Origin of the sequence: Pseudomonas sp. R38(2017) (assembly GCF_002112395.1) — a bacterium.
Taxonomy (GTDB): domain Bacteria; phylum Pseudomonadota; class Gammaproteobacteria; order Pseudomonadales; family Pseudomonadaceae; genus Aquipseudomonas.
This window is the reverse complement of record NZ_NEHN01000004.1, coordinates 130,495-156,822: the sequence shown is the minus strand read 5'-3', so window position 1 is coordinate 156,822 and position 26,328 is coordinate 130,495. Positions and strand designations below refer to the sequence as shown.

Sequence of the window (26,328 nt, the reverse complement as noted above, 5' to 3'; positions counted from 1 at the left end):
GCACGCGATTTTTGGGGCCATTTATGCGGATCATCAGTGTGAACGTCAATGGTATTCAGGCTGCAGTCGAGCGCGGTTTGCTCAGTTGGCTGCAGGCACAGAATGCCGACGTCATCTGCCTGCAGGACACCCGTGCCTCCGCCTTTGAACTGGATGACCCAGCCTTCCAACTGGACGGCTACTTCCTTTATGCCTGCGATGCTGAAGTCCCTGCCCAAGGCGGCGTGGCTTTGTATTCGCGGTTGCAACCGAAGGCTGTCATCAGCGGTCTCGGTTTCGAGACGGCCGACCGCTACGGGCGCTACCTGCAAGCAGATTTCGACAAAGTCAGTATTGCCACCTTGCTGCTCCCTTCGGGGATGAACGGCGATGAGGACTTGAACCAGAAGTTCAAGCTCATGGACGACTTCGGCAAGTACCTGGACAAACAGCGGCGCAAACGTCGCGAGTACATTTATTGTGGCTCGCTGTACGTCGCGCAGCAGAAGCTCGACATCAAGAACTGGCGCGACAGCCAGCAATCTCCGGGCTTCCTGGCGCCAGAACGCGCCTGGATGGACGAGATTGTCGGCAACATGGGCTACGTCGATGCCCTGCGCGAAGTCAGCCGCGAAGGCGACCAGTACAGCTGGTGGCCGGACAACGAACAGGCCGAGATGCTGAATCTGGGCTGGCGTTTCGACTACCAGATCCTGACCCCGGGCCTGCGGCGCTTCGTGCGCAGTGCACGCCTGCCGCGTCAGCCACGGTTCTCGCAGCACGCGCCGCTGATCGTCGACTACGACTGGACGCTGACTATCTAAGCGTCGTTTCGCAGTAGAAAAAATGCCCGTATCGCAGGATACGGGCATTTTTTATGGGTCAGTCTCAGACTGGAATATGCTTTAGACAGCAGCGAAGAACGGCAGCGCCAGGTACAACTTGATCACGATGACATTGATGATATCGATGAAAAATGCACCCACCATCGGTACGACCAGAAACGCGATCTGCGAAGGCCCGTAACGCTGCGTCACCGCTTGCATGTTGGCGATGGCGGTAGGCGTCGCACCAAGGCCGAAACCGCAATGCCCGGCCGCCAGCACTGCCGCATCGTAATTGCGCCCCATCACCCTGAACGTCACGAATACCGCGAACAGCGCCATGACCAGCGTCTGCACGGCCAGAATAATGAAAATCGGCAACGCCAACGCTGCCAGGTCCCATAGTTTGAGCGACATCAGCGCAATCGCCAGAAACAGCGACAGGCTGACGTTGCCCAGCACCGAAACTTCACGCTCGAATACCTGATACACGCCAAACGCCGAGAGGCCGTTGCGCAGCACGACACCCACGAACAAGACACAAACGAATGTCGGCAATTCGAATGCCGTGCCATGCAACAGCCCGTTCAGGAGATTGCCCATCAGCAGGCTGACCGCGATCAGTGCGAGGGTTTCGATGAACGAGAAAGGCGTGATCGAGCGCTCCTTGTTCGGCTGCTCAAACCCCTTTGGTAGACGCGGCGCCTCCTGCACATGACAACCAGGCACCTCGACACGCTTGATAAGTAGACGGGCAACCGGCCCACCGATCAGACCACCCAGCACCAGACCGAATGTCGCCGAGGCTATCGCCAACTCGGAGGCAGAGGCCAAACCGTATTTCTCGCTGAATACCGTTCCCCATGCAGCACCGGTTCCATGACCACCGGCCAGCGTGATCGAGCCCGTCAACAGCCCCATCAGCGGGTCGAGCCCCAGCATTGTGGCAAGTCCGATGCCCATGGCGTTCTGCAGGATCAGGAGGCCGGTAACCGCCAATAGAAATATACCTACTATGCGACCACCCCTCTTGAGACTGGCGAAGTCTGCACTCAGACCGATAGTGGCAAAAAACGCCAGCATCAGCGGCGCCTGCAACGAGGTATCGAACCGGACTTCCATATCGAGTGCTCGCAAAACCAGAAGCACCAGAGCAACCAACAGGCCACCCGCAACAGGTTCGGGAATATTGAAATTGCGCAGTACACCAACACGGGTAACAAGACCACGCCCCAACAGAAGTACAAGGGAAGCGGCCACGAGCGTGCCGTAAAAATCGAGCTGAATCATCTGGATTATTCTTGGCTATATATTCAGAGGCGAACTTTCCCTGGATACGCCTCATGAACCGGTGAACTGTTCAGCACCGGAAACACTGGGATTCAAAAGCCTTCGATGGCTTGAACATATCGAAATATTTCTGAAGGAATATTACGTGCGACAACTTTAACAAGCACAAACTCATACTGCCAATGACCTTTGGCAACACCAAGGCATTACAGTTGTGACTAAAAATGTAAGATGGATGAATATATAAAATATCTTCTACCACTCATCGCAGACAGAATACTCCTACAAACAAAGCAGGTTTATTTAGTTGCAAAAAAGCCCTGACAAGTCAGGGCTTTTAAACATGCAAAATTATTTATGCCAACACCCATCTTTCGACAAGATGCTATTTGATCAACCGCCAGGTGAACGGATAGCGGTAGGGGAAACCTTCGTTGGCTTTCACCCCACCGATGATCGTCAGCACCAACGCCGCAATCGCCAGCAGGCCGAACAATACGAACCCGATGATCAACAGCATCAGCACAAAGCAGATCATCGAAGCGATCGCCACGGTGATCTGGAAATTCAGCGCCTCCTTGCCCTGGGCGTCGATGAACGGATCGGTCTCGCGCTTCATCTGCCACAGGACCAGCGGCCCGATCAGCGTACCGAACGGAATCCAGATCCCCAGCAAGGCGGACAAATGACAAAACATCGCCCATTGGCGAACCTCCTGGCTCGGCTTGGGCAGCAACTCTTGCTCATCACTCATCGCGTCCTCCTTGCGGTTACGAACCTGCTCAGTCGGCCAGCGCAGCCGTTTGCAGTTCGAAGATCTCGTTCATGCCTTTCTTGGCCAGTTCCAGCATCGCGTTCAACTCTTCAGGCTGGAACGGCGCGCCTTCGGCGGTGCCCTGCACTTCGATGAAACCACCGGTGCTGGTCATCACCACGTTGAGGTCCGTCTCGGCGGCGGAGTCTTCAAGATAGTCCAGATCCAGCACCGGCTCGCCCTGGTACATGCCCACGGAGACAGCACCGATCATTTGCTTGAGCGGGTCGCCGCCCTTCAGGCCGCCGCGCTTCTTGATCACTTTCAAGGCATCGACCAGCGCAACCATGGCGCCGGTGATCGACGCGGTACGGGTGCCGCCATCGGCCTGGATCACGTCGCAGTCGACGTACAGGGTGACATCGCCCAGCTTGGACATGTCCAGCGCGGCGCGCAGGGAACGGCCGATCAGGCGCTGTATTTCCAGGGTGCGACCGCCCTGCTTGCCACGGCTCGCTTCACGCTGGTTACGCTCGCCGGTGGCGCGCGGCAGCATGCCGTACTCGGCGGTCAGCCAGCCCTGGCCCTGGCCTTTCAGGAAACGCGGCACGCCGTTTTCGACGCTGACGGTGCAGATGACTTTGGTATCACCGAATTCGACCAGTACCGATCCCTCGGCGTGCTTGGTGTAGTTGCGGGTAATGCGGATCGAGCGGAGCTGATCGGCAGCGCGACCACTTGGACGTTTCATAGGAGATACCTGTACTGGGGACGGAAAACTGCGGAGCATTATAGAGCTGCGCACCGCGACTGGGCACTGCTTAAAAATCCCGGCCGTCGAACAAGGGCCCTGAAACGCGCTTCGCCGACGGCCTGCAGCCCTTTGTCACACCGTGTGTTTGGGCGCATCTGCCGCACTGCGCTACAATCCTGCGCCTTTGCTGCCAGCCGGCTTAAATTCATTGATATCGAGCTGCGGAGCTTCAATCCGCGCCGATCTGTATCGCGAGGTCACCGCCATGGTGCACAGCATGACCGCCTTCGCCCGCGTCGAGAAAGCCGGTGTTCAGGGCACCCTGAGCTGGGAACTGCGCTCGGTCAACAGCCGCTATCTGGAACCCCATCTGCGCTTGCCGGAGTCGTTTCGCGACCTCGAAGGCGCCGTCCGCGAAGCCCTGCGCCAGGGCCTGTCGCGCGGCAAACTGGAATGCACCCTGCGTTTCACCGAGGAAAGCACCGGCAAGCCACTGCAAGTGGACCGCGAACGCGCCGCACAACTGGTCGCCGCGGCCGAAACCGTCGCCGGCCTGATCAAGAACCCGGCCGCGCTGAACCCGCTGGAAGTGCTGGCCTGGCCCGGCGTACTGGTCGCCGACGCCACCGACCCGCAGGCGTTGAACGCCGAGGCGCTGACCCTGTTCAATCAAGGCCTGAAAGACCTCAAGGCAGGTCGCGAGCGCGAAGGCGCAGAGCTGGCCCGCCTGATCAACGACCGTCTGACCTCCATCGAAGAAGACGTGGTGACCCTGCGCGAACTGGTTCCGCAGATGCTCGCCACCCAGCGCCAGAAAGTCCTCGACCGCTTCGCCGACATGAAGGCCGAGATGGATCCGCAGCGCCTGGAACAGGAAATGGTCATGCTCGCGCAAAAGAGCGACGTGGCCGAAGAACTGGATCGCCTGAGCACCCACATCATCGAAGTTCGCCGGGTGCTGAAATCCGGCGGTGCCGCCGGTCGGCGCCTGGACTTCCTGATGCAGGAACTCAACCGCGAAGCCAACACACTGGGCTCCAAGGCCTTCGACCCGCGCAGCACCCAGGCGGCGGTCAACCTCAAGGTGTTGATCGAACAGATGCGCGAACAAGTGCAGAATATTGAGTAAGGCTACCCCGACATGACCCACAGCACCGGCACCCTGTACATCATTTCCGCCCCTTCGGGCGCGGGCAAGAGCAGTCTGGTCAAGGCCCTGACCGACACCAACCCGGAGATTCGCGTTTCGATTTCCCACACCACCCGCGCCATGCGCCCGGGCGAAGTGGACGGCGTGAACTATCACTTCGTGACCCGCGAAGAGTTCGTGAAGATGGGTGAGCACGGCGACTTCCTGGAACGCGCCGAAGTCTTCGGCAACTTCTACGGCACCTCGCAAAGCCGCCTGCAGCAGACCCTGGACGAAGGTCACGACCTGATTCTGGAAATCGACTGGCAAGGCGCCGAGCAAGTGCGCAAGCTGATGCCGCAGGCCCGTTCGATCTTCATCCTGCCGCCATCGGCGCAGGCCCTGCACCAGCGTCTGACCAACCGTGGCCAGGACAGCGACGAGATCATCGACGGCCGCATGCGTGAAGCGGTCAGCGAGATGAGCCACTATGTCGACTACGACTACCTGATCATCAACGACGATTTCGCTCACGCGCTGGACGATTTGAAAGCAATTTTCCGCGCCAATCAGCTACAACAGAAACGCCAACAAGTGCGTTTCGGCAAATTGCTGGCTGAATTGCTGGGCTGAAACAGCACTTCCCAAAACCGCTGCAAGGGCTTTACATTGGTACTTGCAGCGCGTTGAAGAGTCTGGTCAAAAAATCAGCGCTTCCCTAATCGCTGGTGATTTTTTAAACTGTTGAGTCCGCTCGCCCAACCGGGCAGCGCGCATATTGCATTCGCTCCGAGGAATACCATGGCCCGCGTAACCGTTGAAGACTGCCTAGAACACGTGGAAAACCGCTTTGAGCTGGTCATGCTCTCTACCAAGCGTGCCCGTCAACTGGCCACCGGCGGCAAAGAGCCCCTGGTTCAGTGGGAAAACGACAAACCGACCGTAGTTGCGCTGCGTGAAATCGCTGAAGGCCTGATGAGCTACGAGTTCATCGCCGAGCAGGATATCGTCCACGAAGACCCGGTGTTCGCTGCGTTCGAGGACGAGTCCAACGAGGCCGTCTAAGCCTATGCCTGGTCGACGTAGCACGGCGCGGGATCACAGCTTGCGGCAGGAGTCATCATGCCGAGCATAGACGCCCTCGCCGATCGCTTATCGGCCTACCTTGGCAAGGATCAGGTCAACCTGGTCCGCCGAGCGTATTTCTACGCCGAACAAGCCCACGACGGCCAACGCCGGCGCAGCGGCGAGGCGTACGTCACGCATCCTCTTGCGGTGGCGAACATTCTTGCCGACATGCACATGGACCATCAGAGCCTGATGGCTGCGATGCTGCATGACGTGATCGAAGACACCGGAATTGCCAAAGAAGCGCTGCAAGCGCAGTTCGGTGAAACCGTGGCCGAACTGGTCGACGGGGTCAGCAAACTGACCCAGATGAACTTCGAGACCAAGGCCGAAGCCCAGGCTGAAAACTTCCAGAAAATGGCCATGGCCATGGCACGCGACATTCGCGTGATCCTGGTCAAACTCGCCGACCGCCTGCACAACATGCGCACGCTGGAAGTGCTGTCCGGCGAAAAACGCCGGCGCATCGCCAAGGAAACCCTCGAGATCTACGCACCCATCGCCAACCGTTTGGGCATGCACGCGATCCGCATCGAGTTCGAAGACCTCGGTTTCAAGGCCATGCACCCGATGCGTTCCGCGCGGATCTACCAGGCCGTCAAACGCGCCCGGGGCAATCGCAAGGAAATCGTCAACAAGATCGAAGAATCCCTTGGCCATTGCCTCGCCATCGACGGCATTCAGGGCGAAGTCAGCGGTCGCCAGAAACACCTCTACGGCATCTACAAGAAAATGCGCGGCAAGCGTCGGGCCTTCAACGAGATCATGGACGTCTACGCGTTCCGGATCATCGTCGACAAGGTCGATACCTGCTACCGCGTGCTGGGTGCTGTGCACAATTTGTACAAACCGTTGCCGGGACGCTTCAAGGATTACATCGCGATCCCCAAGGCCAACGGCTATCAGTCGTTGCACACCACCCTTTTCGGCATGCACGGTGTTCCGATCGAGATCCAGATCCGCACGCGCGAAATGGAAGAGATGGCCAACAACGGCATCGCCGCTCACTGGCTGTATAAGTCCAGCGGTGACGAACAGCCGAAAGGCACCCATGCCCGCGCCCGTCAGTGGGTCAAGGGCGTGCTGGAAATGCAGCAACGTGCCGGCAACTCGCTGGAATTCATCGAGAGCGTGAAGATCGACCTGTTCCCGGACGAGGTCTACGTGTTCACTCCCAAAGGCCGGATCATGGAGCTGCCGAAAGGCTCCACGGCGGTCGACTTTGCCTACGCGGTGCACACCGACGTCGGTAACAGCTGCATCGCCTGCCGGATCAACCGTCGTCTCGCGCCGCTGTCCGAACCGCTGCAAAGCGGCTCCACGGTCGAGATCGTCAGCGCTCCCGGCGCGCGGCCGAACCCGGCCTGGCTCAACTTCGTGGTCACCGGCAAGGCGCGAACCCACATCCGCCATGCGCTGAAACTGCAACGCCGCTCCGAATCCATCAGCCTTGGCGAACGCCTGCTGAACAAGGTGCTCAACGGTTTCGACAGCGCGCTGGAACAGATTCCGGCCGAGCGCGTGAAGGCGATGCTCACCGAGTACCGCCTCGAACTGATCGAGGACTTGCTGGAAGACATCGGCCTGGGCAACCGCATGGCCTACGTCGTGGCACGCCGCCTGCTCGGCGAAGGCGAGCAATTGCCAAGTCCGGAAGGTCCTCTGGCGATTCGCGGCACCGAAGGTCTGGTTCTCAGCTACGCCAAATGTTGCACGCCGATCCCGGGTGACCCGATTGTCGGTCACCTGTCGGCAGGCAAAGGCATGGTCGTGCACCTGGACAACTGCCGCAACATCAGCGAAATCCGCCACAACCCGGAAAAATGCATCCAGCTCTCGTGGGCCAAAGATGTCACCGGCGAATTCAACGTCGAACTGCGCGTCGAGCTGGAGCACCAGCGCGGCCTGATCGCGCTGCTGGCCAGCAGCGTCAACGCAGCCGACGGCAATATCGAGAAAATCAGCATGGACGAACGCGATGGCCGCATCAGCGTCGTCCAACTGGTGGTCAGCGTCCACGACCGTGTGCACCTGGCCCGCGTGATCAAGAAACTGCGCGCGCTGACCGGGGTGATCCGCATCACCCGCATGCGTGCCTGAGCCCACCATTACAAGGAGTCATACATGACCAAGACCGTTATCACCAGCGACAAGGCCCCGGCCGCCATCGGCACTTACTCCCAGGCGATCAAGGCTGGCAACACTGTCTACATGTCGGGCCAGATCCCGCTGGACCCGAAAACCATGGAACTGGTCGAAGGCTTCGAAGCCCAGACCGTCCAGGTATTCGAGAACCTGAAAGCCGTGGCCGAAGCCGCCGGCGGTTCGTTCAAGGACATCGTCAAGCTGAACATCTTCCTCACCGACCTGAGCCACTTCGCCAAGGTCAACGAGATCATGGGCAAGTACTTCGACCAGCCGTACCCGGCGCGCGCCGCCATCGGCGTTGCTGCCCTGCCAAAGGGTTCGCAGGTTGAAATGGATGCCATTCTGGTCATCGAGTAATGCGTACGGCGCGGCCCTTCAGGTCGCGCCGACTGCTCTGCGGTAAAGAAAAGGTTTTGAAAGGATTCCACCATGCGCAAAGCGCTTGCTCTCTCGCTGCTCGCCATTTTCCTCGGCGGTTGCGCCAGCAACCCTGCCGACCGTGACATCAGCGGCACCTGGATCAATCAGGTCGCCATCGATGCCGCCGCCAAGGGCGGCCCCCTGCGTGAAGCGCTTCAGGCCTATGGCCCGAACCTGGAATGGGACATCAACACCAAGGCCGGACAGGCCCGCTATACCAACGGTTTCGAGAACGTCGAAGGACGGCTGCTGGGCGAACAGTCCGGCGCCTGGAAAGTCGACTTCTACGGCAGCTCCGGCAGCGAGCTGAAACGTGACGGCGGCCAGTTGCATCAGGCTGCCAGCGAAAACGAACCACAGCAGCTCTTCGACCGCGCCCAGATCCCCGTGCCGGAAGGCGCCCCGATCGGTGCCAGTTTCGAACGCGCACTGTACGCGGCCTATCTGGGTGGCAACTGGAAGATCGCCAGCGGCCAGGGCGAAGGCGCCACTGTGCAATTCCAGGCCGACGGACAAGTCTCGGGCCTGCCTGGTGCCGACCGTTATGCCTTGTGTCTGGCGGGCGACTGCGCATCGATGAGCAGCGGCAACGACAGCATGTGGCTGCAACAGAACGGTCAGGGCAATAACTGGATCTTCGTTCGCAAGGGCAAGGAACTGGAAATCCTGCAGGCCGTAAACACGGCCCTGGCGGACGAACAACCGCAGTTCAGCCCCGGCGAACGCAAGTGGTTGCTCGAGAAGCAGTGATCTGCGCTTGAAATAGAAACAAAAGCGGCGGGAGCAAACATTTGCTCCCGCCGTCGTTTTCAGCGTTCGAAAGTCAGCAACGCCCCTCAAGAATCGCGGCATACCCCTCGCGATAACTCGGATACGTCGGCACCCAGCCCAATGCCTTCGCCCGGGCATTGCTGCAACGTTTGCTGCCGGTTCGACGCACGCTCTCGTCTTCCGACCATTCGGTGACACCCAGATACTCGCGCAACCACGCCACCACTTCCGCCAGCGGTGCCGGCGCATCGTCCACGCCGATGTAGACGTCATCCAGCGCCACACCCTTGCGATCCGCCTCCAGCAGAAACGCCATCAGGCCCGCCGCGTCATCGGCATGGATGCGATTGCCATACAGCGGCGGATCGACCGCCACGCGATAACCCCGACGTACCTGGGTCAGCAGCCACTCACGGCCGGGGCCGTAAATGCCGGTCAGGCGCACGACGCTCGCCGGGATGCCGTTGTTCAGCGCGATTTGCTCGGCCTCCAGCATCAATCGACCGGAATACCCCGCAGCCACGGTTTCGGAGGTTTCATCCACCCATTCTCCGTCCTGCTGCCCATAAACACTGCTGCTGGAAACGAACAGCAGTCGATCCGGCACCTGTCCGTAATCGTCCAGCCATCCCAGCACATGCTGCAAACCCTGCACATAAGCCGCGCGGTAACCGGCTTCATCGTGCTCGGTCGCAGCCGCGCAATACACCAGGTAATCCACGGCACCAACCGGCCAGGTCTCGGGGCAATCTTCATTGAACAAGTCACCGGCCACACCGATGACGCCTTCCGGCAAACGCGAAACATCCCGGCGCAGGCCATACACCTGAAAGCCTGCGGCCAGTAATTGCCTGGCCAGACGGCTGCCGACATCACCGCAACCGGCGATCAAAACAGAGGGCGCGGACATCAAAAATCTCCCATCGGAAAGCGACAGACTAGCCTCGGCAAGGGACGAGCGGCTAGCAATGAAGGAAAAAAAGCAACTCTATTACTTTTGTTAACAAGAATTACTTGCAATAATGCACGCCACTTTTGTTCTCGGCCTCACGAGGCCTGGAAGAGCATTACCGTTTTTCTATCTCAGGTCCGGCCAGCATGACACGCAATCAAATCCCCGCTTCGCCAACCAAACGACCTCGCGCCTGGAGCGCCGTGGCTGCCCTGCTGCTCAGCCTGATGCTGGCGCCAGTCGCCGCATTCGCTGACGCACAAGCCCCGGCCGCGCCAGCCGCCACTGAGCAAAGCGCTCCAGCCGCCGCACCTGCTGCGACCGACCCGGTGCAGGCCGTAGACGCCAGCGCCGCCGATGCGCCGGAAGTCCTCGAAGCCGACAACACCCTGGGCATGGCCCACGACCTGTCGCCATGGGGCATGTACCAGAACGCCGACGTCATCGTTAAAGCCGTGATGATCGGCCTGGCCATCGCCTCGATCATCACCTGGACCATCTGGATCGCCAAGGGCTTCGAGTTGATGGGCGCCAAACGCCGTCTGCGTGGCGAAATCGCTGCCCTGAAGAAAGCCACCACCCTTAAAGAAGCCAGCGCCACCGCGGCGAAGGAAGGCACCCTCGCCAACCTGCTGGTCCACGACGCCCTCGAAGAGATGCGCCTGTCGGTCAACTCCCGCGAGAAAGAAGGTATCAAGGAACGCGTCAGCTTCCGCCTCGAGCGTCTGGTAGCTGCCTGTGGCCGCAACATGAGCAGCGGCACCGGCGTACTCGCCACCATCGGTTCCACCGCGCCGTTCGTCGGCCTGTTCGGTACCGTGTGGGGCATCATGAACAGCTTCATCGGCATCGCCAAAACCCAGACCACCAACCTCGCCGTCGTGGCGCCAGGCATCGCAGAAGCGCTGCTGGCCACCGCACTGGGTCTGGTCGCTGCGATCCCGGCGGTTGTGATCTACAACGTATTCGCCCGCTCCATCGCCGGTTACAAGGCTCAGGTGTCCGATGCGTCGGCAGAAGTCCTGCTGCTGGTCAGCCGCGAACTCGACCACCAGCCTGAGCGCAGCAGCTCGCAACCGCACATGGTGAAAGTGGGGTAATCGGCCATGGGCCTGCATTTGAAAGAAGGCGCAGACGACGATCTGGCCGAGAACCACGAAATCAACGTCACGCCGTTCATCGACGTGATGCTGGTGCTGTTGATCATCTTCATGGTGGCGGCTCCGCTGGCCACCGTGGACATCAAGGTCGACCTGCCCGCCTCCACCGCCAAACCGGCGCCGCGGCCAGAGAAACCGGTGTTCCTCAGCGTGAAGGCTGACCAGCGCCTGTACATCGGTGACGACGAAGTCAAAGCCGAAACCCTCGGCGCCGTGCTCGACGCCAGGACCCATGGCAAGAAAGACACCACCATCTTCTTCCAGGCCGACAAAGGAGTGGATTACGGCGACCTGATGAGCGTGATGGACAACCTGCGTAGCGCCGGTTACCTGAAGGTTGGTCTGGTCGGGCTCGAGAGCGCAGTCAAGAAATGATCACGACGCGCCATAAGCTGACGCGTTACAGCGGTAGCCTGGCCGTGGTGCTGGGCGTTCATGCGCTGGCCATCGCGCTGGCGCTGAACTGGACCGCTCGCCCGCCCATCGAATTGCCGCCGCAGGCAATGATGGTCGAGCTGGCACCGGTTCCGGCCCCGCCACCGCCTGCACCGCCGAAAGTCGTCACGCCACCGCAGCCACCGGCTCCGGTCGAAGAACTGCCGATCCCGAAACTGGCCGAAGCCCCAAAGGCAGAGATTGCCGTACCCAAGCCGAAGCCAAAACCCAAGCCAAAGCCGCAACCGCCAAAACCGGTTGAGAAGAAACCGGAGCCAGTGAAGGAAAAACCTTCCGAGGAAAAACCGGCGGAACCTCAGCAGACCCAGGCACCGACGGAGAAATCCGCCCAGCCGGCACCGGGCCCGTCGCCAGCACAAATGGCGGCCAAGGCCAGCTGGCAAGGCACCCTGCTTGCGCATTTGCAGAAGTACAAGAAGTACCCGGCAAGCGCACAGGCACGCGGCAAGGAAGGCTTGAACCGGCTGCGTTTCGTGGTGGACGGCGAAGGCAATGTGCTGTCGTTCGAACTGGTGGGCCGCTCCGGCAACGCCGATCTGGACCGGGCCACCCTGGACATGATCCGCCGCGCCCAACCGCTGCCCAAGCCACCGGCCGACATGTTGACCAATGGCTCGATCGAAATTGTTGCGCCGTTTGTTTACTCGCTGGAACGTCGCCGCTGATCTGCACCGGCAGAACACGGCTCGATCCCGCCAGAAAGGCACCGAAAGGTGCCTTTCTCATATCTGCCAACGGCAAACCGGCATTGCCCGGTGTCGCATTCATCACTCAGTCTGATAACGTGCGCCTATCGATCGCAGCCGGTATGCTTGGCCCGCATCTTCATGGACGCTTGCTATGACCCTCACAGAATTACGCTACATCGTTACCCTCGCCCAAGAGCAGCATTTCGGCCACGCGGCCGAGCGTTGCCACGTCAGCCAGCCGACCCTGTCGGTGGGCGTGAAAAAGCTTGAAGACGAACTCGGTGTGCTGATTTTCGAGCGCAGCAAAAGCGCCGTGCGCCTGACCCCGGTCGGCGAAGGCATCGTCGCCCAGGCGCAGAAAGTGCTGGAGCAGGCCCAAGGCATCCGCGAACTGGCCCAGGCCGGCAAGAACCAGCTGACCGCCCCGCTGAAAGTCGGCGCGATCTACACCGTCGGCCCGTACCTGTTCCCGCACCTGATTCCACAACTGCACCGGGTCGCCCCGCAGATGCCGTTGTACATCGAAGAAAACTTCACCCACGTGCTGCGCGACAAACTGCGCAACGGCGAGCTGGACGCGATCATCATCGCCCTGCCCTTCAACGAAGCCGACGTGCTGACCCTGCAACTCTACGACGAACCGTTCTACGTCCTGATGCCGGCCCAGCACCCGTGGACGCAAAAAGAATCCATCGACGCCGCCCTGCTCAACGACAAGAGCCTGCTGCTGCTCGGCGAGGGTCACTGCTTCCGCGATCAGGTGCTGGAAGCCTGCCCGACCCTGACCAAGGGCAACGACGGCGCCAAGCACACCACGGTCGAATCCAGCTCGCTGGAAACCATTCGCCACATGGTCGCGTCCGGCCTGGGCATCTCGATCCTGCCACTGTCGGCGGTGGACAGCCATCACTACGCTCCGGGCGTGATCGAAGTGCGTCCGTTGTCGGCACCGGTGCCATTCCGCACCGTGGCCATCGCCTGGCGCGCCAGCTTCCCGCGGCCGAAAGCCATCGAGATCCTCGCCGACTCCATTCGCCTGTGCTCGGTCGCCAAACCCGCCGCGCCGGTCACGGCCGGTTAAGCCAGCATCATGACGGAGCTGTCGCAGGTCTCGGTCACCGCACTCAAGGGTGTCGGCGAGGCCATGGCCGAGAAATTGGCCAAGGTCGGCCTGGAAAACCTCCAGGACGTGCTGTTCCACCTGCCGCTGCGTTATCAGGATCGCACCCGCGTGGTGCCGATCGGCGCGTTGCGGCCGGGACAGGACGCCGTGGTCGAAGGCACCGTCAGCGGCGCCGACGTGGTCATGGGCCGACGCCGCAGCCTCGTCGTGCGCTTGCAGGACGGCACCGGCGGACTGAGCCTGCGCTTCTACCACTTCAGCAACGCACAGAAAGAAGGCCTCAAGCGCGGCACGCGGATTCGCTGCTACGGCGAAGCCCGGCCCGGCGCCTCGGGGCTGGAGATCTACCACCCGGAATACCGCGCCATCAACGGCGACGAGCCGCCGCCGGTGGATGAAACCCTGACTCCGGTCTACCCGCTGACCGAAGGCCTTACCCAGGCGCGCCTGCGCCAGTTGTGCATGCAGACGCTGACCCTGCTCAAGCCGGCCACCCTGCCCGATTGGCTGCCGACCGAACTGGCCCGCGACTACCAACTGGCGCCGCTGGCCGATGCGATCCGCTACCTGCACAACCCGCCCGCCGATGCCGACGTCGACGAACTCGCCCTCGGTCATCACTGGGCCCAGCATCGTCTGGCCTTCGAAGAGTTGCTGACTCACCAGCTATCGCAGCAGCGCCTGCGCGAAAGCATGCGTTCCCTGCGCGCGCCAGCGATGCCGAAAGCCACCAAGCTGCCCGCGCAATACCTGGCCAACCTCGGCTTCAATCCGACCGGCGCTCAGCAACGGGTCGGCAACGAAATCGCCTACGACCTCAGCCAGCACGAACCGATGCTGCGGCTGATTCAGGGCGACGTCGGTGCGGGCAAAACCGTGGTCGCCGCCCTCGCAGCGCTGCAAGCACTGGAAGCGGGTTATCAGGTCGCACTGATGGCGCCGACCGAGATCCTTGCCGAGCAACACTTCATCACCTTCAAGCGCTGGCTCGAGCCGCTGGGCATCGACGTGGCATGGCTGGCCGGCAAGCTCAAGGGCAAGAACCGCGTGGCCGCGCTGGAACAGATCGCCAGCGGCACGCCGATGGTGGTCGGCACCCACGCGCTGTTCCAGGACGAAGTGCAGTTCAAGAATCTGGCGCTGGTGATCATCGACGAACAACACCGCTTCGGCGTACAGCAACGTCTGGCGCTGCGGCAGAAAGGCGTCGGCGGGCGCATGTGTCCGCATCAACTGATCATGACCGCCACGCCGATTCCGCGGACGCTGGCGATGAGCGCCTACGCCGACCTCGACACCTCGATCCTCGACGAACTGCCGCCCGGCCGAACCCCGGTCAACACCGTGCTGGTCACCGACACCCGTCGCGTCGAAGTCATCGAACGGGTGCGCAGCGCCTGCGCCGAGGGCCGTCAGGCCTATTGGGTGTGCACGCTGATCGAAGAGTCCGAAGAGCTGACCTGCCAGGCCGCCGAAACCACTTTCGAGGACCTCACCGCCGCCCTCGGCGAGCTGAAGGTCGGGCTGATCCACGGCCGCATGAAGCCTGCCGAGAAAGCCGCCGTCATGGCCGAGTTCAAGGCCGGCAACCTGCAACTGCTGGTCGCCACCACCGTGATCGAAGTCGGCGTCGACGTACCCAACGCCAGCCTGATGATCATCGAAAACCCCGAGCGCCTCGGCCTTGCGCAACTGCACCAGTTGCGTGGCCGTGTCGGCCGGGGCAGCGCGGTCAGCCATTGCGTGCTGCTCTACCATCCGCCGCTGTCACAGATCGGCCGTCAGCGCCTGGGCATCATGCGCGAGACCAACGACGGTTTCGTCATCGCCGAAAAAGACCTCGAACTGCGCGGCCCCGGCGAAATGCTCGGCACCCGCCAGACCGGCCTGCTGCAATTCAAGGTCGCCGACCTGATGCGCGACGCCGATCTGCTGCCCGCCGTGCGCGATGCCGCCCAGGCCTTGCTCGAACGCTGGCCCACCCATGTCAGCCCGTTGCTCGACCGCTGGCTGCGACACGGGCAGCAATACGGCCAAGTGTGAGCACTGTCGCAGTTTCTCAAAGCTCGTTCCAACCAAGCTGGTTATACTCCAGCAATTGTTTCAAAAACGGATACAGACCATGACCGAAGCTGCTCTCGCCCCCGAATCCCCGCACGCTCCGTCTGTTATTCGGCTGCTGCTCAACAAGCTGGGCGTCGCCTACGAAGAAGTGCTCGACCACCACGGCCTCAACGCCTCGCGCAAAGTGCAGGCCGTGTTGCTGGACGACGCGGTCGGTGCGCTGATGGTGCTGTTTCCACAGAGCCAGTTGCTGGATCTCAACCGCCTCGCCGAGCTGACAGGCCGTCGCCTGACCGCCGTGTCCACCGAGCGCCTGGAAAAGATGCTCGGCAAACACAGCCTGAGCCTGCTGCCAGGACTGCCGGCGCTGACCAGCTCGCCGTGCCTCTACGAAGAAAGCCTGCTGCGCGAGCCGAAGTTGCTGATCAACTCCGGCGAGCCGGGCCTGCTGCTGGAAATCGCCAGCGAAGATTTCAAGACCATGCTGACCAAGGCCAGCGCCGCCAACTTCGGCGAAGCCCTGAGCAGCATCCGCCCGAACCTCGACCGCCCGGACGATGACCGCGAGGAAATCACCCAGGCCGTGCAGGCGTTCACCGCGCGGCGCATCCAGCAACGTCTGGAAGCGACCATCGAGATTCCGCCGCTGGCCGAAACCGCACAAAAAATCATCAAGCTGCGCGTCGACCCGAACGCCACCATCGACGACATTACCGGCGTGGTCGAAACCGACCCGGCGCTGGCCGCACAAGTGGTGAGCTGGGCGGCGTCGCCGTACTACGCTTCGCCGGGCAAGATCCGTTCGGTGGAAGACGCAATCGTCCGCGTGCTGGGCTTCGATCTGGTGATCAACCTGGCGCTGGGCCTGGCCCTCGGCAAGACCCTGAGCCTGCCCAAAGACCACCCGCAACACACCACGCCGTACTGGCAGCAGTCGATCTACACCGCCGCCGTCATCGAAGGCCTGACCCGCGCCATGCCGCGCGCCCAGCGTCCGGAATCCGGCCTGACCTACCTCGCCGGCCTGCTGCACAACTTCGGCTACCTGCTGCTGGCCCACGTGTTCCCGCCGCACTTCTCGCTGATCTGCCGGCACCTAGAGGTCAACCCGCACCTGTGCCACAGCTACGTCGAGCAACACCTGCTGGGCATCAGCCGCGAACAGATCGGCTCCTGGCTGATGCGCTACTGGGACATGCCGGACGAACTGGCCACCGCCCTGCGCTTCCAGCACGACCCGAACTACGACGGCGCCTACGCCGAATACCCGAACCTCGTCTGCCTGGCCGTGCGCCTGCTGCGCAGTCGCGGGATTGGTTCCGGGCCGGATGAAGACATTCCGGATGCGTTGCTGGAGCGTGTTGGTTTGACTCGCGACAAGGCCAATGACGTGGTCAGCAAAGTGCTTGAGGCGGAAGTGTTGTTGCGTGAATTGGCTTCGCAGTTCAGCCAGGCTTAAAGCATTCTTCGGAACGTCAATCAGGGCCTGTTTTGATTGCAGATAGGGCCCTGGCTCCACAGATTTCGGTCACTTTGCCAGCAACGACAGCAAACAAGCGCCCTGCTATGATTTGACGGCAAACAGAGGGATTTCCGATGACCCAAACAGATGCTGTCAGCGTTGCTAGCGAAGTCCGCAAGCTCGCCAAAGACAACAAGGTTACGGCCAGACGTGACGGCATGAGTCGTATGGCTGTGGGGATTACCCGCTTGGCTGGCGATGTCGTCGAGCTGGATGGCATCGAACAGTTGCTCGTCAATCTCAAGAGAAAAGGCGTTCTGAGCAAATCTGAAATCCTGGCGCTCCAAGGGCGCTATCTTCAGGAAAGGCGTGCACAGAAACGCAGCGCATGACTTTCGATCGTTCGGCGACTTCGAAACGGCTGGATATCTTCAAAACTCGCTGCAACTGAAAGATCCCGTTGAAGTAAAAGAGTCAGAACATCTTTCGTTCGAATTGAGTATCGAAGAGGCGCTTGCCTATCTGGCCAAGAAAAAGCCGATCGATTACCAGAGTGTACTCAAGGTTCACGAGATCCTGTTCTCAGGCTTCTATCACTGGGCAGGAAAAGACCGGAACGAGCTCGTCCCCCATCTGGCAGTCTTCAAGGGCTCTCTCGACGACCCTCGTAGCACAGTCTTCGAGCGCCCGGCCTCCATCAAAATGTCTGTCGACTATGCGCTCAAGCTCGCAGCAGACAAGAAACGCTTCAGGGACCATCCCGGCGGAGTGATGGGCCAACTGGCTTTCGCACACCCCTTCCTGGACGGCAATGGACGCGCGATTCTATTGGTCTTCATGGAGCTCTGTTATCGAGCCGGGTTCGCCATCGACTGGTCAAGAACAAGCAAAGACGACTACTTGCGGGCACTCAGCGACGAGATCCGAGAGCCGCGCGAAAGGCATCTCGATAACTACCTCAACCCGTTCGTAGTCGATATATCCAGTCGTGACGAATGGCCAGAGACCATCAGTGGCATCAGAGGCCTGGATGGCCTGGACAAGGAAGACATCACTTACGAGAACCTGGACAACCCCCAAGTCCAGCAGATCTACAAGACATACCGGGCCCAGCCCCTGGACGCCGAGCCTCCCGAGCCCGAAAGCTGAAGAGGCAGGCCTGTCCCGACAAGCTCCCTGAAAGCCCTATGCCTTCGGCTTGGCCTTCCGCGGCTTCAAATACTTCATCAACCCCTGAAACCACATCACCAGCGCTGGATTGCCCTTGAGCTGGATCGACTTGTCCTGAATCCCCTGCATGAACGCCAGCTGCTTGTTCTTCGCCTGCATCGTGGCAAACCCGAACGCCGCGTCTTTAAAGGCAATCGCAAACGCCGGCTCCGCCACCACCCCGGACTTGCTGGTAATGCGCTGGCCCTTCACCACAAAATGCCGCGCCACTTTCCCGTCCAGAGTCTGTAGCTGAAACACCAGATCCTTGTCACCCAACTGCTGCTGGAACGCAGGATTTGTCCGACTGGCCTTACCCATCAACAGACCCAGCATCCACAGAAGAAAACGAAATTTCATGTGCACAGCCTCAAAAGGAAAATGAACGGCCGGGGGAGTGTAAGGGATTCGGACGGATTCGCCACTATCTTGCATGGATAGAAGACGATGCATGGCTTTTCTCGCATGATGACTGCCAAGTCACGCTTATCTGATCGTTCCCAGGCTCTGCGTGGGAATGCATCCTGTGACGGTCCGCGTCACACCACCCCCCGTCCTACACCTGAAGAAACACATTCCTGTAGAAGCTGCGATCTTTTGATCCACTACCTCGCAGATCCTTGGGAAATGTCCTTCAAACTGCGGTGCTGTTCATGAACTAGGCAGGCTGGGACATCACCGATAGCCTCTGTGTGTCACCGCAAAATCGGTGACCGGATGTGCAAGTCCGAAAACCGGGGCAAATCTTTCCAACTCAAAAGGATTTACACCGATGATCGATCCAACCCTCACTGACGAAGAAGTTTCCCCCTACGAATTCCCAGACTCGAAGAAACTCCACGAAGCCGCCGAACGCGCCCTCGACCACCACTTCAAACCCAGAGCCTCACGCCCCAAACGCCTGGGCGGCCTGTTCGCCCTCTGCCCCAACGCCGACGCCGAAGCCCTCATGGCCAACGCCTCCGAAGACCTCCTGTCCATCAGCGCCATCGCCGCCAACCTGGCCGACGACCTCGACGGCCCCCGCCGCTCGATGGCGCTGGGCCTGAGCAGAATGGCGGACGGCGTGCGGTTGATGGTGGAAGGGACGCTCGATCACATTGAGTTTCGGGAGTATCAGGCCAAGCCGTAGCTGAATCACGGGCGGAAAAAAGGGGACGTTGAGTCCCCTTTCCTGAGCTTCGGTAGCCGCAACTAGCGAAAGTCCTCTGCGCTTTTTGGTCGCGACTCCAACCCAAGAAGCGCCGCCCGGTTTATGAAGGAATAACCTCCTGAGCCGCATCGCTGCCTGAATACAACTTTGTCCTCCTTGAGCACCGTCAGAAAACTTACAAAGGCCTGGCTGACGAGGTAGGTATACGCACCGCTTTTGAACTTGATGATGTTCAGGTTCACGCTGCCTTCCGACCCATCTACAACAAAGAATTTGCCCTTGGGTGGCGTAGCATTCTTCGGGTAGACCATCTCGATATTCCCCGGCACACCGTAGCGATACTGAACAGAACCGGCCGTGGGCTTGCTGTTTCCCCGCGCACAAACAGAAACCGTCTTGCCGCCCTCCAGCGGGCAGCTGAAGTAAATATCTTCGTCATCCGAGCACAACGTTCCATCCTGCCCGCCCTTCAACGGCGCCGTCTCCTGCGAAACGCGCTCCGGCGCTTTCGCGATATCAGCACAGTTGGACAGGCAAACCAGCTTCGAAAGATCCGGATCATCGCTTTCAGTGAACAGGTAAGTCGCTGAACCATCGCGGTTGCGGGCGTGATAAACGGGAACACTGACGGCCAGCCCTTTGGCCGACACCGGCACCTTGGTATCGCCGCCCGAGACGACCCAGCCTTCGGCCTCCCCGCATAACGCCTCCAAAGCGACTTCACTGAACGAGTCTTTCGTTGGCACGGCGAACGGCTTGGCATCACCTCGGCAGTCATAGCCATGCCAGTAGGGTCCGGTGTTCATATCAATGTCGATCGAGAAAACATAAGCGCCGTCGAGCACCACCTTGCCGCTGTCGTAGGTGAAAACCAGCCAACGACGCGACTTCGCCTGGGAGTAGTTTTCTTCCTGAAGGATGTAGCGCTCGCCATCTCGATACAGCCAGAAGTCACTCATCGCCCCTGCCGGCTCCGCCGTCTCGGATAGGCGCTGCCCGGAATGTGCGTCCACCAGAAAATTGTCCTGCAGCGCCAGCGCGCAGTCGCTGCCAACGTCCCTGCACGACGTGAGTGACGGGAACATTGGCCCCGCCACCGCAGAGAAAGAACACAGCAATAACGCGATCAAACCTAATCTTTTCAACTTGCCACCTGTTTCAAAGCGAGTAATCCATCACTTCTTCAAGCTGCCAGCATTGCCCACGAACAAACCGATACTCAACGCGATAAAGCGCACAAACATGTTCAATGTTTCATTCCCTGAATGACGGATCGCTCAACTGCGCGTTGAGGTATTTTCTGCGCCTTGCCGTCGGCGCTCATCGCGTCGCGGTACTGGCTGTAATAACGCTGCGCTTCGTCTTTGCGATCAAGGCGCCAGAGTGAATCGGCGATGTTCAACATCAACACTGTGCGTTTGCCGACGGCCTCAACGCCGCGATAGAACTTCAGTGCCAGCTCATCTTTGCCGCCCTCGGCCAAGTAAAAGCCAAGGTCGTTATAGGCCTGAACATTTTGCGCCGGGGGGTGACAAGCCATGTAAGACTCTGGACTTAAAAAGACCAGACCCCATTCGATGAACTCTGCGCGAGACTGCGCCAGTTCGTTACTTGAGACATGTTTCAGCAAGTCCTTTGGAGACCTCGTCTCCAGGGCGAGAGTGAGCACATCGCCGTCGCCTGTAACCCACTGATTGCCCTTCCACTGGCCGACACAAAAAGTGGCCGAACGATCAGCCAGCACACAACCGGTCTCCATGGAGATCACCGTGCAATGCTGTTGCGACCATAGCTTCTCTTCACCGTTTTCGTCCGACAACATGCCGAAGATCACCGGGTCGAGCAGCAAGGTTTTCTTGTCAGGACTGAGCATATTGGAGTGCCCATCGGCGCCAATATCGGCGCCAAAGAGCGGAAAGGTTTTCCCATTGGCGGTGAACCATGCAGTCGCCGAATCCACACCGGGCATCGTCCATTCTGTAGCCCGAAATGACACCGTGTTCCCGTTGACGCCGACTATTGGCGGGTCCTCGGCAAAGGCGCTCATAGCTCCGAACAGACAGCCGATCATCGATACCCACTTAAGGCTGCCCGCGAGAAGATACTGATTCATGGAAAATTCCCTTTTGCCGTTAACCGGCCTGTTGTTCAGCCAGGCACTTTGCGTAGCCATCGGCGAATTTGACATCGAATGACAGTTCCACCGGCTCTTCCAGTTCAGCCGAGGTGTTGAGCAGCAGCCGAGTGGCCGGGGTGTATTTGATCCAGCCGATAGTGCCGGTGCCGTCCGTATCAAAGAGCAACTGGGCTCGCACGGTTTCACCGTCGTCTTCATCAATCAGCAGGTTGACCTTGTCCTTGCCGACATAGCGAAACGGGAAGTTGCTGCTCCTGACCATTTCGGTGAGATAGCCGTAGCAACTCCCGGCTTCGGCACTTGCCGGAATGGCATAGGTGAGGGGCAACAGTAGAAGTGCATTCAGCATGGGCCGAATGGAAAAGCGGTTCATCCAATCATCCTTAATCCAACAACGGCGATCACAAGTCCTTGAACGTCAGCAGCCGGAACTCGTTGTTCACAAACTCGAAGTAGCGGGTCCTGTAGCGGATTTCCAGCTCATTACCCTGCGCGTCCTCTTCAGTATCGGCCGCAATGCCGGTAACAATGAGCAAACGGCTATCAGGCCGGTTCGACAGGCTTAACGCATTGCCGTCGTATGCATTCGGCAGTCCGCCGACAACCTCCCCCGTACGCGCATCCAGCACTTCGCCGCAAATGGCACTGCCACCACAACCGACTCTGTACAGGATGTAGTGGCCGGCAAAGTTGACCTTGCCTTTGAGCGCATGCGCACGAGCCTTATCCATCATCGAGTTGCTGTGTTCTTGCAGCACCGGTTCGTGATTGGTGCCGGTGAACACTGGGGTGACAATGTAATCCTTGAAGGTTGGGTTGGCGGCGTAAGCCACGGACGTGGCAATGACTAAGAGACTGCCGAGTAGAATTGAATACTCTTTCACAATGCAACTCCTTAACAGACTGCCATTTTTAACGTAGCCTCTGAGGGATAAAATAATGTGAATAGGCGGGTAGCATTTTAACGCTGAGGCTAATTTTGCCGCGCCTCCCCGTTACTGCAGAGCTTAATCTCAACCAGATAAATCAAAAGGAGCGGACCAAGCTAAAGCTAGATCCGTCCACTTTGATTATCTATTTTTTAAAAATAAATATCACTTATCCTGCAAACTAAAATATTTCTTAATACTCGCAGCGTCCTTATAGCCACATACCACGTTAATTCCAGAAACCAGGTCTTTTCCATCCTTGCAGTTTTGCAAGGCCGGATCGGATGAATCACCTGTGAAATAGAGCAAAGAGGCACTTTCACCCTCGACCCTTATCGGAAGTTCCATAACTGAATATGTAAACCCATCAAACGCGGTATCAGACAACCTTGTCTTAGTCAGAACATACATGGATTTACCGGCTCGTTCCGGAGATTTCCAATCATAGAAAAATACGGAAGCAATTTGGTCACCCTCGACCTTCCAAACATATTTAAAGAAAGTCTTATTCGAACCAATTGGAGCATAATATATCTCCGCATCCGCGACATATTCTCCATTAGCCTTTTCTCTAAGGCTATTTTTTAAAAAGAACACCGCAATTTTTTTCTCTCCAACTGAAGCCACGACAGTAGGATGAAACTCACTAATTGTAGGCGCCGCATCAGCCTGCACATTAGACCCGACCAAACATAAAACCATTGCAAAAAAACAATGCAGCTTAGACATCTTCAAAAATTTTTTCAATTTTATATATCCTTTTAAAATGCTCTCGACGCTTATCATAACTATCAGTATCTCTGTTAATAATCCGAGTAACGGCATCCACATTCTCGGCCGCATCCCCCTTATCTGCCTCTACAAAAATATCATTTTTAAGCCAGAAATAAACACCCGAACGAACAGAATACTTAAACTGCATATGCAAGATATCCGGCTGCCCCACAAAGTCAACTTCCTCACCCCAGAATGTTTTATGATAGTCTTTAAAGGCTTGATAGTTTGCTTTACCCGTTAAGTGCTTCAGACCTCGCCCACGATATTTCCAACCCTCACCAGAGGCGATGTTTCCGTTCCCTAACTTCCCGCCATATGCCCGATTGGCAATCGCAACCTGATTTTCGTGAGATACGTATTTAGTAGGGCCTGGATAACCATAAGTCGTTGCTTCGTCGGGGTGATCCCTAAAATACTTAAAGGTGCCCTTTAGACCGGGAACTCCATAGGTAAAGTCTTCTACCACCGCGCACTTAGAGCCAATTTCCTGCCTTACCTGAGCAAAAAAGTGACTTAACCTCAACGGAGTATCTAGCTTATATTTCTCACAATTCTCATTTAGTTGGGAAGCAACTTCTGCCAACAGATCATCCTGCTCTGTGGAGTTTTTTATTCCATCAAATACCTTCTTCAACATCTCCACGGTAATTTTTATTTTTCCGCGACCACCAATCTGATTTCCGAGAAACGCAACTGGGTGAAAATGCCATATCAAATCGGTACTGATGGCAGCCTTTTCTTTCAGATCATCCCAAAACACATAGCTGCTGATCCTTTCCTTTTCATGCTGCAGTGTCTTCGGTGCATGCTCAAGCTCTGTATCGAGCCGGCTCCATTTGGGAGCATCTGCTTTCGCTTTCCACTCGGTCGGATGATGGGCCACCAGCCTGGACCATTGCGAGCGCGTGTCTGGGTTTTTCAAAGCCTCGGCCAACTCGGTCGGATCGACGTCCCCGCTCTTGTCTTTATCGATCTTCGCAAACAGATCCTGAAAGAACGCAGGCATGTCTTTCGGATCGAGAAACCCGTCCGCTGTCGCATTGGTTTCTTCGACGATCTGAAACCCCAGTTTTTCCCAATCATGCTGAGTGATGATTTGTGCACCGGCTTTCTTGACCAGGCCGTTGACCGCCTGAGCATTGTCAGTGACGGTCACATCGTAGTAATCGTCGGTGCCCACTTTAATGACCGGAGTCTTGTTCAAATCAACCGCATGTTCCGTTTTCAGCACCGTACTATCCGTCGCAGGTGCTTTTTTCTTCAGCTCACCTCCAGCCGGCAAATACAGGTATTGCTTGCCGATCTTCAGCCCAGCCGTATTCTTGAGGAAGTCTTTTACATCGGCTTCGGCAGTAAATATCTCGACGTGTACTTGATACTTACTCGCTACACCACCATCTTCGCCGGTCAGATTTTCAGTCAATCCCAGATAGCCAATCGGATCTCCCGCCTTGATACCGGTACTTGCAGGTTCTACAGAATCGAAGCTACTCGGGATTACATCCCAGGCAACGTAGTCGTTTTCCACAATTGCCCAGAAGCTGGGAGGGAGGCTTCCCGCCCCTGCCAAACTACCACTGCTGGTACACTTCGCCATTCGGCGAATTGTCCCGGAAACATTGAGATTCAGAACCTCTTTGCTTTCAAACTCCACCGTACTATGAGGGGTAAGTTGCAGCGAGCCCATCTTGGCACCGGCGGCCTGTCCATTTTGGGGCGAGACCGGATCTTGATAAAGTTCCAATCTCTTCAATGCGGTTCCCTTCACCTTGCCTTGCCAATATTTGGGCTTTAAACGCTCCGGGATCGGGTCTGCCAGCCATATACGTGCGGGTTTGGAGTTTTTGTAGGGCTCTCCATCTTTCAAGTATGCGAACCAGACCTCTTTGCCAGCTTCGCGAACTTTATGGCCACTTTTTTTAACGCTACCTGACAGGATTTTCCCTTTCGCATAGGTAACGTTGCCTAAGTCCTTTTGATCCAATATCTCAAGTTTGGTCCCCGCAACGAGCTTTCCGACGTTCTGTATGCTGCTGGATTCAGGGAAATCGTCGTAAGCGTTGAAGTCACTTACTTTCATGGTCACTTTAGGCTTCGGAGTTTCTTCCTCAGTCAGTGGATAACGCTTGAAGGGCAGAAGGTGCATGTACAAGCTGTAGAAATTAAGCTTGTTTTGCTTGCCTTTATTCGGTCCTTCTTCTGGGTTTGGTGCAGATTTGTACTCATGTCGCACCAAACAAAACGAGTTGGAATACTTAAGTTTTTTCTCATTTTCGCCGAATGTGGACTCTAAATAATCCTCGTTAAGACGATAGGCGACAACCTCGCCGTCCGCCATGCAGCGGATCGGTTCGTTCAAGATGCATTGAGGTGCACTGGCATTACTAATGTGAATACCACCATGCCAGAAGTTATTACTGCCCAGAAGATAGTGGCCCGACGTTTCATTTTCTAACGCTTTATATATTTCGTCGGCGCTCTCGAATTGCTTCCCGTCCGCCTTTCTGAATGGATATTGAAAACTCATCAGCGGTGACCCTGTAGGAGCAGGGGGTGCTGCTGGCGCGGGAGCAGGCGTTGGTTGCGCACCGGTCCTGTACTCCGCTTTCGGCCGGAGGTACTTGTTCGGCATCGGCCAGTAGCCGCTACCCGCACCGTACTTTGCGGACTTTGGCCCGGTCGAACTCTGTGAGCCGAAAAAATTCCCCTTGACCCGGTTAGCGTCCATGTCCTCGATCACACCGGTATGGTGCATTCCTGTCCATAGCGCGATATCACCCGGCTGAACGCTGTCGAGGGCAATGAACTCGAAATGCGTGGTGTCTGTCGCAAGTTGACTTGTAGTGCGGTAAGGGATGTCATACCCCGCATCACGGAGCATTAGATTTAGTAAGTGGGAACAATCAATTTCCTTCCGACCATTACCATCTTCGTCCGCAGATCCGCCCTTACCATAACCGTATTCAAATCCGCTATAAGGGTATTTCGCGCGCTGTTCAAGTAGACCTGTGCTCATCGAT

The 26,328-nt window shown here is 58.1% G+C and carries 27 protein-coding genes; 16 read left to right on the top strand and 11 right to left on the bottom strand.

Annotation, left to right across the window (positions count from 1 at the left end; genetic code table 11):
- Positions 1-23: 23 nt before the first annotated feature.
- Positions 24-803 (top strand): exodeoxyribonuclease III, encoded by a 780-nt coding sequence (locus CAF87_RS10595; RefSeq protein ID WP_007920349.1) that lies wholly within the window; start codon positions 24-26, stop codon positions 801-803.
- 81 nt (positions 804-884) lie between these two features.
- Here the strand turns inward: CAF87_RS10595 and gltS are convergent, their stop codons facing one another.
- From gltS to rph, 3 genes are all read right to left on the bottom strand, one after another.
- On the bottom strand, positions 885-2,093 hold the full coding sequence (gltS, locus tag CAF87_RS10590; protein WP_085731381.1) for a sodium/glutamate symporter: 1,209 nt from the start codon (positions 2,091-2,093) through the stop codon (positions 885-887).
- A gap of 385 nt (positions 2,094-2,478) precedes the next feature.
- The gene (locus CAF87_RS10585) at positions 2,479-2,847 is read right to left on the bottom strand and encodes a DUF4870 domain-containing protein (protein WP_085731380.1); all 369 of its coding nucleotides are present in this window, start codon (positions 2,845-2,847) and stop codon (positions 2,479-2,481) included.
- A 28-nt stretch (positions 2,848-2,875) separates the two neighbouring features.
- Entirely contained in the window at positions 2,876-3,598 is a 723-nt protein-coding gene (rph, locus tag CAF87_RS10580; protein WP_085731379.1) for a ribonuclease PH, read from the bottom strand.
- Positions 3,599-3,866: 268 nt separating this feature from the next.
- On the opposite strand from rph, the gene CAF87_RS10575 reads away from it, so the two are divergent.
- The 6 genes from CAF87_RS10575 (at position 3,867) to CAF87_RS10550 (ending at position 9,176) form a co-directional block, all read left to right on the top strand.
- Positions 3,867-4,730 (top strand): YicC/YloC family endoribonuclease, encoded by an 864-nt coding sequence (locus tag CAF87_RS10575; RefSeq protein ID WP_085731378.1) that lies wholly within the window; start codon positions 3,867-3,869, stop codon positions 4,728-4,730.
- 12 nt (positions 4,731-4,742) lie between these two features.
- Positions 4,743-5,363: a guanylate kinase gene (gmk, locus tag CAF87_RS10570; protein WP_085731377.1), complete on the top strand. Its 621-nt coding sequence runs from the start codon at positions 4,743-4,745 to the stop codon at positions 5,361-5,363.
- A gap of 168 nt (positions 5,364-5,531) precedes the next feature.
- Entirely contained in the window at positions 5,532-5,795 is a 264-nt protein-coding gene (gene rpoZ / locus CAF87_RS10565; RefSeq protein ID WP_085731376.1) for a DNA-directed RNA polymerase subunit omega, read from the top strand.
- A 57-nt stretch (positions 5,796-5,852) separates the two neighbouring features.
- Positions 5,853-7,958: a bifunctional GTP diphosphokinase/guanosine-3',5'-bis pyrophosphate 3'-pyrophosphohydrolase gene (gene spoT / locus CAF87_RS10560; protein ID WP_085731375.1), complete on the top strand. Its 2,106-nt coding sequence runs from the start codon at positions 5,853-5,855 to the stop codon at positions 7,956-7,958.
- A gap of 24 nt (positions 7,959-7,982) precedes the next feature.
- Positions 7,983-8,363: a RidA family protein gene (locus CAF87_RS10555; RefSeq protein ID WP_003229509.1), complete on the top strand. Its 381-nt coding sequence runs from the start codon at positions 7,983-7,985 to the stop codon at positions 8,361-8,363.
- A gap of 72 nt (positions 8,364-8,435) precedes the next feature.
- On the top strand, positions 8,436-9,176 hold the full coding sequence (locus CAF87_RS10550; protein ID WP_085731374.1) for a hypothetical protein: 741 nt from the start codon (positions 8,436-8,438) through the stop codon (positions 9,174-9,176).
- 73 nt (positions 9,177-9,249) lie between these two features.
- Here CAF87_RS10550 and CAF87_RS10545 read toward each other — a convergent pair whose 3' ends face one another.
- Positions 9,250-10,107, bottom strand: coding sequence for an SDR family oxidoreductase (locus tag CAF87_RS10545; protein ID WP_085731373.1), 858 nt, complete (start codon positions 10,105-10,107; stop codon positions 9,250-9,252).
- A 188-nt stretch (positions 10,108-10,295) separates the two neighbouring features.
- Here CAF87_RS10545 and exbB point away from each other — a divergent pair, with 188 nt between their 5' ends.
- The 8 genes from exbB (at position 10,296) to CAF87_RS10505 (ending at position 18,252) form a co-directional block, all read left to right on the top strand.
- On the top strand, positions 10,296-11,249 hold the full coding sequence (exbB, locus tag CAF87_RS10540) for a tonB-system energizer ExbB (RefSeq protein ID WP_085731372.1): 954 nt from the start codon (positions 10,296-10,298) through the stop codon (positions 11,247-11,249).
- A gap of 6 nt (positions 11,250-11,255) precedes the next feature.
- Entirely contained in the window at positions 11,256-11,684 is a 429-nt protein-coding gene (gene exbD / locus CAF87_RS10535; RefSeq protein WP_085731371.1) for a TonB system transport protein ExbD, read from the top strand.
- On the top strand, positions 11,681-12,430 hold the full coding sequence (locus CAF87_RS10530) for an energy transducer TonB (RefSeq protein ID WP_085731370.1): 750 nt from the start codon (positions 11,681-11,683) through the stop codon (positions 12,428-12,430). The genes exbD and CAF87_RS10530 overlap by 4 nt, the downstream gene beginning before the upstream one ends.
- A 175-nt stretch (positions 12,431-12,605) precedes the next feature.
- Positions 12,606-13,535: a hydrogen peroxide-inducible genes activator gene (locus tag CAF87_RS10525; RefSeq protein WP_007954418.1), complete on the top strand. Its 930-nt coding sequence runs from the start codon at positions 12,606-12,608 to the stop codon at positions 13,533-13,535.
- A gap of 9 nt (positions 13,536-13,544) precedes the next feature.
- Positions 13,545-15,620: an ATP-dependent DNA helicase RecG gene (recG, locus tag CAF87_RS10520; RefSeq protein WP_085731369.1), complete on the top strand. Its 2,076-nt coding sequence runs from the start codon at positions 13,545-13,547 to the stop codon at positions 15,618-15,620.
- Between the two features lie 79 nt (positions 15,621-15,699).
- Positions 15,700-17,100 carry an aminoacyl-tRNA deacylase and HDOD domain-containing protein gene (locus tag CAF87_RS10515; RefSeq protein WP_085696810.1) on the top strand — a complete coding sequence of 467 codons (1,401 nt, stop codon included), beginning with the start codon at positions 15,700-15,702 and terminating at the stop codon, positions 17,098-17,100.
- A 137-nt stretch (positions 17,101-17,237) separates the two neighbouring features.
- Positions 17,238-17,495: a hypothetical protein gene (locus tag CAF87_RS10510; RefSeq protein WP_085731368.1), complete on the top strand. Its 258-nt coding sequence runs from the start codon at positions 17,238-17,240 to the stop codon at positions 17,493-17,495.
- Entirely contained in the window at positions 17,473-18,252 is a 780-nt protein-coding gene (locus tag CAF87_RS10505) for a Fic family protein (RefSeq protein ID WP_085731367.1), read from the top strand. Before CAF87_RS10510 ends, CAF87_RS10505 begins: the two co-directional genes overlap by 23 nt.
- Positions 18,253-18,288: 36 nt before the next feature.
- Here the strand turns inward: CAF87_RS10505 and CAF87_RS10500 are convergent, their stop codons facing one another.
- Positions 18,289-18,672, bottom strand: coding sequence for an SCP2 sterol-binding domain-containing protein (locus CAF87_RS10500; protein ID WP_085731366.1), 384 nt, complete (start codon positions 18,670-18,672; stop codon positions 18,289-18,291).
- Between the two features lie 412 nt (positions 18,673-19,084).
- Between CAF87_RS10500 and CAF87_RS10495 the strand changes: the two genes are divergently transcribed.
- Complete coding sequence (locus CAF87_RS10495) at positions 19,085-19,444, top strand: DUF6124 family protein (protein ID WP_085731365.1); 360 nt, start codon at positions 19,085-19,087, stop codon at positions 19,442-19,444.
- A 62-nt stretch (positions 19,445-19,506) separates the two neighbouring features.
- On the opposite strand, the gene CAF87_RS10490 is transcribed toward CAF87_RS10495, so the two are convergent.
- From CAF87_RS10490 to CAF87_RS10465, 6 genes are all read right to left on the bottom strand, one after another.
- Positions 19,507-20,595 carry a hypothetical protein gene (locus tag CAF87_RS10490; protein ID WP_256576003.1) on the bottom strand — a complete coding sequence of 363 codons (1,089 nt, stop codon included), beginning with the start codon at positions 20,593-20,595 and terminating at the stop codon, positions 19,507-19,509.
- Between the two features lie 116 nt (positions 20,596-20,711).
- A complete protein-coding gene (locus CAF87_RS10485) occupies positions 20,712-21,578 on the bottom strand; it encodes a type IV pilus biogenesis/stability protein PilW (RefSeq protein WP_085731363.1) in 867 nt (288 codons plus the stop codon).
- Positions 21,579-21,597: 19 nt separating this feature from the next.
- Positions 21,598-21,975, bottom strand: coding sequence for a hypothetical protein (locus CAF87_RS10480; RefSeq protein ID WP_085731362.1), 378 nt, complete (start codon positions 21,973-21,975; stop codon positions 21,598-21,600).
- A 28-nt stretch (positions 21,976-22,003) separates the two neighbouring features.
- On the bottom strand, positions 22,004-22,486 hold the full coding sequence (locus CAF87_RS10475) for a hypothetical protein (protein ID WP_170929584.1): 483 nt from the start codon (positions 22,484-22,486) through the stop codon (positions 22,004-22,006).
- 210 nt (positions 22,487-22,696) lie between these two features.
- Positions 22,697-23,278: a hypothetical protein gene (locus tag CAF87_RS10470; RefSeq protein WP_139831711.1), complete on the bottom strand. Its 582-nt coding sequence runs from the start codon at positions 23,276-23,278 to the stop codon at positions 22,697-22,699.
- Entirely contained in the window at positions 23,253-26,324 is a 3,072-nt protein-coding gene (locus CAF87_RS10465) for a hypothetical protein (protein ID WP_256576002.1), read from the bottom strand. The genes CAF87_RS10470 and CAF87_RS10465 overlap by 26 nt, the downstream gene beginning before the upstream one ends.
- Between the last annotated feature and the right edge of the window lie 4 nt (positions 26,325-26,328).

Excerpts from the sequence above, each read along its gene's own strand:
- CAF87_RS10595 (WP_007920349.1), top strand. The coding sequence starts at position 24 with ATGCGGATCATCAGTGTGAACGTCAATGGTATTCAGGCTGCAGTCGAG.
- CAF87_RS10545 (WP_085731373.1), bottom strand. The coding sequence starts at position 10,107 with ATGTCCGCGCCCTCTGTTTTGATCGCCGGTTGCGGTGATGTCGGCAGC.
- CAF87_RS10465 (WP_256576002.1), bottom strand. The coding sequence starts at position 26,324 with ATGAGCACAGGTCTACTTGAACAGCGCGCGAAATACCCTTATAGCGGA.
- CAF87_RS10480 (WP_085731362.1), bottom strand. The coding sequence starts at position 21,975 with ATGAACCGCTTTTCCATTCGGCCCATGCTGAATGCACTTCTACTGTTG.
- CAF87_RS10575 (WP_085731378.1), top strand. The coding sequence starts at position 3,867 with ATGGTGCACAGCATGACCGCCTTCGCCCGCGTCGAGAAAGCCGGTGTT.
- CAF87_RS10585 (WP_085731380.1), bottom strand. The coding sequence starts at position 2,847 with ATGAGTGATGAGCAAGAGTTGCTGCCCAAGCCGAGCCAGGAGGTTCGC.
- CAF87_RS10555 (WP_003229509.1), top strand. The coding sequence starts at position 7,983 with ATGACCAAGACCGTTATCACCAGCGACAAGGCCCCGGCCGCCATCGGC.
- exbD (WP_085731371.1), top strand. The coding sequence starts at position 11,256 with ATGGGCCTGCATTTGAAAGAAGGCGCAGACGACGATCTGGCCGAGAAC.
- gltS (WP_085731381.1), bottom strand. The coding sequence starts at position 2,093 with ATGATTCAGCTCGATTTTTACGGCACGCTCGTGGCCGCTTCCCTTGTA.
- CAF87_RS10485 (WP_085731363.1), bottom strand. The coding sequence starts at position 21,578 with ATGAATCAGTATCTTCTCGCGGGCAGCCTTAAGTGGGTATCGATGATC.
- exbB (WP_085731372.1), top strand. The coding sequence starts at position 10,296 with ATGACACGCAATCAAATCCCCGCTTCGCCAACCAAACGACCTCGCGCC.
- recG (WP_085731369.1), top strand. The coding sequence starts at position 13,545 with ATGACGGAGCTGTCGCAGGTCTCGGTCACCGCACTCAAGGGTGTCGGC.
- CAF87_RS10515 (WP_085696810.1), top strand. The coding sequence starts at position 15,700 with ATGACCGAAGCTGCTCTCGCCCCCGAATCCCCGCACGCTCCGTCTGTT.
- rpoZ (WP_085731376.1), top strand. The coding sequence starts at position 5,532 with ATGGCCCGCGTAACCGTTGAAGACTGCCTAGAACACGTGGAAAACCGC.
- CAF87_RS10530 (WP_085731370.1), top strand. The coding sequence starts at position 11,681 with ATGATCACGACGCGCCATAAGCTGACGCGTTACAGCGGTAGCCTGGCC.
- CAF87_RS10495 (WP_085731365.1), top strand. The coding sequence starts at position 19,085 with ATGATCGATCCAACCCTCACTGACGAAGAAGTTTCCCCCTACGAATTC.
- rph (WP_085731379.1), bottom strand. The coding sequence starts at position 3,598 with ATGAAACGTCCAAGTGGTCGCGCTGCCGATCAGCTCCGCTCGATCCGC.
- spoT (WP_085731375.1), top strand. The coding sequence starts at position 5,853 with ATGCCGAGCATAGACGCCCTCGCCGATCGCTTATCGGCCTACCTTGGC.
- CAF87_RS10510 (WP_085731368.1), top strand. The coding sequence starts at position 17,238 with ATGACCCAAACAGATGCTGTCAGCGTTGCTAGCGAAGTCCGCAAGCTC.
- gmk (WP_085731377.1), top strand. The coding sequence starts at position 4,743 with ATGACCCACAGCACCGGCACCCTGTACATCATTTCCGCCCCTTCGGGC.
- CAF87_RS10550 (WP_085731374.1), top strand. The coding sequence starts at position 8,436 with ATGCGCAAAGCGCTTGCTCTCTCGCTGCTCGCCATTTTCCTCGGCGGT.
- CAF87_RS10500 (WP_085731366.1), bottom strand. The coding sequence starts at position 18,672 with ATGAAATTTCGTTTTCTTCTGTGGATGCTGGGTCTGTTGATGGGTAAG.
- CAF87_RS10525 (WP_007954418.1), top strand. The coding sequence starts at position 12,606 with ATGACCCTCACAGAATTACGCTACATCGTTACCCTCGCCCAAGAGCAG.